Origin of the sequence: Gottschalkia purinilytica (assembly GCF_001190785.1) — a bacterium.
Classification (GTDB): Bacteria; Bacillota; Clostridia; order Tissierellales; family Gottschalkiaceae; genus Gottschalkia_A; species Gottschalkia_A purinilytica.
In genome coordinates this window covers 1-8080 of record NZ_LGSS01000033.1, presented here as the reverse complement: position 1 = coordinate 8080, position 8080 = coordinate 1, and the positions used below count along the sequence as shown (strand labels likewise).

The following is an 8080-nucleotide window of genomic DNA, read 5'->3' as shown; positions in this document are numbered from 1 at the left end:
CAGCGCTGATGGTACTTAGGCGGAAGCGCCTTGGGAGAGTAGGACGTTGCTGGGTTATTTTATTTTTTGACTGAACTAGGATTGCCAAAAGGTGAGAAACTTTATTGGCAGTCTTTTTTTATTTTCAAATGAATTAATTGAGTAGCTTTTATTAAAAGAAAAAGGAAGATAAAACTACATAACGCTATTCCTTCTAGATATTGAAGTACTAAAGTGATTGACGCTTCAGTGTTTACTGATAAAATCATAAGAATGTCAACAAGTTTGTTAGATAGTTGTATTAAAAATGATGAAAGGAGGAATTTATAATGATTATTAAAGTAGTAGATTATGATAAAAATTGGAAAAATGAATATGAAAAAGAGGAGCAAGATATTAAGGCTATTCTACAAGATGAATTAATTAATATCTTTCATATAGGAAGTACCTCTGTGTCTGGACTAAAAGCAAAACCAATTATTGATATTCTACTTGTGGTTGGTGATATTAATAAACTAGATTTGTTTTCTAAACAATTTGAAGAACTGGAATATGAGGTTATGGGAGAGTTCGGAATTATTGGTCGGAGATATTTTCGAAAGGGCGGAGATAATCGAACTCATCAAATTCATGCTTTCCAATTTGACAATATAGTAGAAATTGAAAGACACTTGGTATTTAGAGATTATCTTCGTAAACATCCAGAAGTTTGTAAACAGTATGGAGAGTTAAAAAGTAAGCTTGCTGAAGAATACCCCAATGATATTGAAGGATATTGTGATGGAAAGGACAGCTTTGTAAAAGATGCTGAAGAAGAAGCGATTAAATGGTATTGGTCTGTACGTTAATAAATTTAAAGTAGGAGGAGGTTCTTCTGCTTTTTTGTTTGCTTCGATTTAATTAGAGGGTATTCAAAAACTTAAGAGTTTTTGGTGTTTAGAGCTCAACTATAAGACTTTTTTACATAGAATCAAGAAGAGAAAGAATAAATTTATTCTTTCTCTTTTTTTGTATAAAAAACTTCTGCTAATAAACAAGGTTCAGTTTATTAACTAGTAGATATTCATTATTACAAGTTGTTCTTTTATTAGAAATATGTGAATACCTATTATGTTTGCCAAGTATTGATTATATTTTTACCATATGATATATTATTGACAGGTGACAAGACAGCTATATTAACAATAGAAAGGTGGAAACATATGGAACATACAAGTATTAAGAATGAGATAGAAAAATTAAAAAAAGAAAAAAATGCTATAATATTAGCTCATAATTATCAGATACCAGAGATACAAGAGATAGCAGATATAGTTGGGGATTCACTTAAACTTAGTCAAGAAGCAGCTAAAATAGATGCAGACATTATAGTTTTAAGTGGGGTAAGATTCATGGCTGAAAGTGCTAAGATATTATCACCTAGTAAGAAAGTATTATTGCCAGCTTATGATGCAGGATGCCCTATGGCAGATATGATAGATGTGGAGAAATTAAGAGAATTTAAAGATAATCATCCAGGCATTCCTGTTATATGTTATGTGAATTCATCAGCAGAAGTAAAGGCAGAATGCGATGTTTGTTGTACATCTTCAAATGCATTAAAAATAGTTAAAAACTTAGATGAAGATAAAGTTCTATTTGTTCCAGATAGAAATTTAGGTGATTATATTCAAAAACAAGTTAAGGACAAAGAAATTATTTCATTTAATGGATTTTGTGTAACACATAATAGAATTAAAATTTCAGAAGTAGAGTCTATAAGAAAAAAATATCAAGATGCAGTCATATTAGTTCATCCTGAATGCTCACCAGAAATAGTAGAAATGGCTGATTTTGTAGGAAGCACATCTCAAATAATAAATTATGCTAAAGAATCAAGTGAAAAGACTTTTATAATAGGAACTGAAATGGGGGTTATGCACAAACTAGAAAAAGATAATAAAGATAAAACATTTTATTTATTATCACAATCTTTGGTATGTCCTAACATGAAAAAAACTAGATTAGAAGATATATATTATGCCCTTAAAGAAGAACAATATGAAATTAATATAGATGAAGAAATAAGAATAAAAGCAGAGAAAAGCCTAAATAGAATGCTAGAATTAAGTTAGTTTTAAAATAATGTAGAAGCATATAGTATTTTAAACTTAAATAGGAAGTGAAATAAGAAATGTGGGATGTAATAGTAATAGGTACAGGTATATCTGGACTATTTACTGCTTTAAATATAGACGAAAAATTTAAGGTGTTGGTTATTTGTAAATCACAAATCAATAAGGGTAATAGTTATTTAGCTCAAGGTGGAATAGTTTATTGTAAAAATCCAGAGGTTCACTTTAAAGATACATTAAAAGCTGGTTCTTATTATAATAACAAGAAAGCTGTTAAAATACTCGAAGAAGAATCTATACTTAATATAAATAAACTTATAGATTTTGGTGTTGATTTTGATAGAGATATTAATGGAAATCTAAAATTTACAAGAGAAGGTGGACATAGTGAAAATACCATACTTCATGTAAAAGATAAGACTGGTATTGAAATTATGAGTGTACTAGTAGATAAAATTAAAAGTAAGAAAAATATAGTAATAAAAGAAAATACATTTGCAATGGACTTGATATTAAAAAATGATGAACTACTAGGATTAAAAGTAATTGAAGATGATGGAATCATAAATATATATAATGCTAGAACAATAGTCTTGGCTACAGGTGGTATTGGAAAGGTATATAAAAATACTACCAATTCTGTAGAAATAACAGGAGATGGTATAGCAATGGCCTATAGGGCTGGTGCTCATATAATAGACATGGAATTTGTTCAATTTCATCCTACAGCTTTATATACAGATAAGTCTGAAGAGCGATTTCTAATATCAGAAGCAGTAAGAGGAGAAGGAGCTATATTAAAAAATGAACATGGCAAAGCATTTATGAAAGATTACCATGAGTCAGGAGACTTAGCTCCTAGAGATATAGTATCTAGATCTATATTTAATGAAATAAAAGGTACCGATAAAGATTATGTATATCTTGATATTACTCACAAGAGCTCATCTTTCATAAAAAAAAGATTTCCCACTATATACGAAAAATGCTTAAAAGAAAATATTAATATTGTTAAGGATATGATACCAGTATCTCCATCTGAACATTATTTAATGGGAGGAATATATACAGATTTATATGGTCGAACTAATATCAAAGGATTGTATGCATGTGGTGAATGTGCATGTACAGGAGTTCATGGTGCTAATAGACTAGCTAGTAATTCACTATTAGAAGGTATAGTGTTTGGAAATAGAATAGCAAGTCATATAAACGAAACATTAATTCTAAGTAGTGAATATAAAGAAAAAAATAAATATGAAAATAAAGAAAAGGTTTTTGTACTTTCAAATAAAGATAACATAGATATTCTCAAGAAACTTTGTATAATTGAAGAAGAACTAAATGAAGTAATGGAAAATTACGTAGGAATAATAAGGAGTAAAGAAGAATTAAAGATAGCATTAGATGTAGTTGAGAAACTTAAAGCTAGAATAGAAAATATAAATTCGAGATCTTTTAAATACTTTGAAGTATTGAATATGATTACTGTCTCAATTCTTATAATAAAAGGAGCTTTAGGAAGAAATAAAAGTCTAGGAGCGCATTATATAGACAAAGTGTAAGAGGAATATATTATATACTAAGCTTAATTTTTAATGAATTTGATTAAAAAGATGTCTTGCTATTGATAAAAATATTTATATAACAATTTATCTTTAAGTTAATAAAAAAGTAAGGTACATGTGTATAAGAATGGAGGAATTATATTGCTTGATAAGTTTCTAATAAAAAAAATAATAGAAAATGCTCTAGCTGAGGATATAAGTGGAGGAGATATTACAAGTAATTATCTAATAAGTGAGTATAAGAAAGGTGAGGGCAAAATAACTGTAAAAGAAGATGGAGTTATATCAGGACTAGATGTTGTAGAGATGACTTTTAAAACTATAGATGAGAATTTAGCTTTTAAAAAGCTAAAAAAAGATGGTGATATAGTTAAAAAAGGTGATGATGTAGCTATTATTAAAGGTACACTAGTTAATATATTAAAGGGGGAGAGAGTTGCATTAAACTTTTTACAGAGAATGTCTGGAATAGCTTCAAAATCAAGAAGATATGCAGAAAAAGTTAAAGACTTACCTGTAAGAGTAGTTGATACTAGAAAAACTACTCCAGGACTTAGATTAATAGAAAAGTACTCTGTTAAAGTAGGAGGATGCTTTAATCATAGATACAATCTGTCAGACTGTGTAATGATTAAAGATAATCATATCAAGTCAGTAGGGGGTATAAAAGAAGCAATAAAAATTACAAGAGAAAATGTACCTCATACAATAAAAATAGAAGTTGAAGTAGAGTCACTAAGGGAACTAGAAGAAGCACTAGAAGCCAAAGCTGATATTATAATGCTTGATAATATGAATATAGATTGTATGAAAAAAGCTATAGAGATTAATAAAGGAAGAGCTATACTAGAAGCTTCAGGAAATATAAAAGAAGATAATATAAGACAAATAGCTGAACTAGGTATAGATATTATATCAGTTGGAGATTTAACTCATTCTATAAAGAGTCTTGATATTAGTTTAAATATAATATGAAAGGATGATTATATTGAATACTGAAGATAGAAGAAGAACAATGTGGAATATACTACAGAGAGAAGAAAAGCCTATAAAAGGTACAAAGCTTGCAGAAGAATTTAATGTGTCTAGACAAGTTATAGTACAAGATATAGCACTTTTGAGAGCAGAAGGTTTTGATATTATAGCTACCCCTCAAGGCTATGTTATACCTAAATACAAAGAAAATAATATTATAAAAAAAATAGTAACAAAGCATTTTAACTTAGAAGAGATGGAAGAAGAACTTAGAATAATGATTGATTATGGCGCTAGAGTTTTAGATGTTATAGTAGAACATCCCATATATGGAGAGATAAAAGGTATTCTTGATATTGGTTATAAAGAAGAACTTGATAGCTTTATGAAAAAACTAAGACAGCAAAAAGCGGAGCCACTATCATCATTAACAGATGGAATACACATTCATACTATAGAAGTTCCTAGTGAAGAAAATTTCAATAAAATAAAAGATAAGTTAAAGGAAAAAAATTACTCTGTTTAGTAATGAACTTAAAATATAATAGGAAAGGAACATATATATGAAAAATAGTAAAAAGACAACTTCTATTAGAGACTATTTAATAAAAGTATTAAATGGTATGGCTCTTGGATTATTTTCATCCCTTATTATAGGATTAATATTAAAGCAAATAGGTATTTTTTTAAATATAAAGCTACTAGTGCAATTTGGACAAGTAGCTCAGTTTATGATGGGTCCAGCCATAGGTGCTGGCGTGGCATACAGTTTAGGTGCATCCCCATTAGGGATATTTGCATCAACAGTTGCAGGTGCAATAGGGGGACAAACTATAACTGTAGGAGAGGGGGGAACATTTTTAGCTAATATAGGAGAACCTGTAGGGGCATTACTATCCTCTTTATTAGGTGTAGAAGCGTCTAAAATTATACAGGGTAAAACTAAGGTAGATATAGTATTAGTACCTGCTGTTACTATAATAGTAGGTGGAGTATCAGGATTTTATTTAGCACCATTTGTAGCAGAATTTATGACGTTGTTAGGTAAAATGATAAATTTAGCAACACAACAACAGCCTGTGATAATGGGAATTTTAGTATCAGTTCTTATGGGAATAATATTAACACTTCCTATAAGTAGTGCAGCAATAGGAATAGCACTAGGATTAGATGGACTAGCAGCAGGTGCAGCTATAGTAGGATGTGCTACTAATATGATAGGATTTGCGGTTGCTTCATTTAGGGAAAATGGAGTAGGAGGACTTATAGCGCAAGGACTCGGTACTTCAATGCTTCAAATACCTAATATAATTAAAAATCCTAGAATATTTATACCACCTATTTTAACATCAGCTATACTTGGACCTATATCTACAGTAGTATTTAAAATGGAAGGAAATAAAATAGGATCAGGAATGGGAACAAGTGGATTAGTTGGTCAATTTTCAACTATAGAAGTCATGGGATCAAGAGGAATATTTGGAATAATACTGCTTCATTTTGTATTACCTGCAACTATAACGTTCTTAATATCAGAATATATGAGAAAGAAAAAATGGATAAAATATGGTGATATGAAATTAAATAATTAGATATATTAATATTATTAAAAGAGTATATTAATACAAGTTACTATATAGTATGTAAGATAGTTTTAGTAGCAAATGTAATTTTATATAAAAAATAATATAAAAAAGGGATGTTTCATATGAAACATCCCTTTTAATAATCTATATTTAATTAATAAACTTTAGGTTCAGGAAGATTTTTACCAGAAACAAATCTTTCAACTATATTTCTGTCATCTCCAAGATATAAGAATCTTTGAAGTCTTTCTGGTAAACTACGAGGATTTAAGTCACTGATACTTTCATCATCTATAACTAAAGCATCAAATTCATATCCTTCTTCAAAGCTACCAATTTTACCAACTTTGCTGAAGAATCTACCAGCGCTCTTAGTAGCAAGATAGAATACTTCAGGAACACTTAAAGATGCATATTCTTCTTCTAAATATACCCATCTCATTTTTGAACCTTTCATAGCTCCTGCTATTACATCCATCATAGATATAGCATGACCACCAGAGATATCAGTAGCAAAACCTACATTAACTCCTGCTTCTAAGAATTTTCTAATAGGAGCGATACCACTTGATAAGTTGTAGTTAGATTCTGGAGAGTGAGCTACGAATACTCCATTATCAGCCATTAATTTTATCTCGTCATCAGTAACATGAACACAGTGAGCCATTACAGTTGGCTGTTGACCAAATAGTCCTAATTTATCATAAACATCTGCATAATTTTTTGAATCTGGATGTAATTCTTTAACCCATTCAATCTCGCCTCTGTTTTCTGATAAGTGAGATTGTACAGGAGCATCATATTTTTTAGCTAAATCACCAAGATCTTTCATTAATTCTGCAGTACAGCTAGGAACGAATCTTGGAGTTATTATAGGTTTAACAAGAGGAGACTTGTCAGAATACTCTTGTAATAATTCTTCAGTTATTTTTAAAGACTCTTGAGTATCTTCAGTTAGATCTGGTGAAGAATTTCTATTCATATTTACTTTACCAACATAAGCACCTAATCCAGCTTCTATAAATAGATCCATCAATACTTTAGTAGAGTCTTTATGGATAGTACTGAATACTACTGAACGAGTAGTTCCATATTTCCATAATTCTCTAACTAATCTTGAATAAACTTTTTTAGCATATTCTGTATCCTTGAATTTAGCTTCTTCAGGGAATGTATAAGTTTCTAACCATGGTAAAAGTTCCTTATCAAGTCCAAGTCCTCTATTTGGGAACTGAGGAGCATGTAAGTGTAAGTCTATGAAACCAGGAATTATTAACTTGTCACCATAGTCAACTACTTCAGCATCTTTATATTGTTCTGGAAGATTTTGAGCTACTTCTTTAACTTTGCCATCTTCAACAACAATATATCCCCCTTCTAGCTGTTCAAACTCCTGTGGAGTTTTAGTAAAGATTACATTACCCTTGTAAACTTTTACGTTATTACCCATTGTTATATCACCTCTAAAAATATTATTAAATAAATTTTCAAAATAAAATTATTTCGAAAATTATTTACAAAATAAAAGATATTTCACCATACCAACATTATACTATAAAAACCTTTTCCAGTACATTAATAAAATTAATTCTGTAAACTTTACATAATGTAGTTAACTATTTACAAGATAAAAAAGTTATTTTATTATATAAATATATAAATAAGTTACATATTATCACTAAATTTATATTACATTTTATTTTCGTAAATAGCCAACTAAATTTATCATTTTTAATGAAAACTATATTAAACTTAACCAAACTATTCTACAATAAAGCAATTCTTAAGATGAATATAATTGCCAAAATATACATAACAATTGATACATCTTTGAATTTTCTTGCTAATACTTTTAAAG

The 8080-nt window shown here is 29.2% G+C and carries 7 protein-coding genes; 6 read left to right on the top strand and 1 reads right to left on the bottom strand.

From position 1 onward, the window contains the following. The first annotated feature begins 308 nt into the window (after positions 1–308). The 6 genes from CLPU_RS15850 (at position 309) to CLPU_RS15825 (ending at position 6228) form a co-directional block, all read left to right on the top strand. On the top strand, positions 309–827 hold the full coding sequence (locus CLPU_RS15850) for a GrpB family protein (protein ID WP_050379023.1): 519 nt from the start codon (positions 309–311) through the stop codon (positions 825–827). 354 nt (positions 828–1181) lie between these two features. Then, the gene (gene nadA / locus CLPU_RS15845; protein ID WP_050379021.1) at positions 1182–2093 is read left to right on the top strand and encodes a quinolinate synthase NadA; all 912 of its coding nucleotides are present in this window, start codon (positions 1182–1184) and stop codon (positions 2091–2093) included. A 59-nt stretch (positions 2094–2152) separates the two neighbouring features. Continuing rightward, positions 2153–3658 (top strand): L-aspartate oxidase, encoded by a 1506-nt coding sequence (gene nadB, locus CLPU_RS15840; protein WP_050379019.1) that lies wholly within the window; start codon positions 2153–2155, stop codon positions 3656–3658. 144 nt (positions 3659–3802) lie between these two features. Further along, on the top strand, positions 3803–4636 hold the full coding sequence (nadC, locus tag CLPU_RS15835) for a carboxylating nicotinate-nucleotide diphosphorylase (RefSeq protein ID WP_050379016.1): 834 nt from the start codon (positions 3803–3805) through the stop codon (positions 4634–4636). A gap of 4 nt (positions 4637–4640) precedes the next feature. Next, positions 4641–5162: a transcription repressor NadR gene (locus CLPU_RS15830; protein WP_050379013.1), complete on the top strand. Its 522-nt coding sequence runs from the start codon at positions 4641–4643 to the stop codon at positions 5160–5162. 37 nt (positions 5163–5199) lie between these two features. Then, the gene (locus CLPU_RS15825) at positions 5200–6228 is read left to right on the top strand and encodes a PTS sugar transporter subunit IIC (RefSeq protein ID WP_050379011.1); all 1029 of its coding nucleotides are present in this window, start codon (positions 5200–5202) and stop codon (positions 6226–6228) included. Between the two features lie 148 nt (positions 6229–6376). On the opposite strand, the gene guaD is transcribed toward CLPU_RS15825, so the two are convergent. Next, entirely contained in the window at positions 6377–7672 is a 1296-nt protein-coding gene (gene guaD / locus CLPU_RS15820; protein WP_050379009.1) for a guanine deaminase, read from the bottom strand. Positions 7673–8080 lie beyond the last annotated feature (408 nt).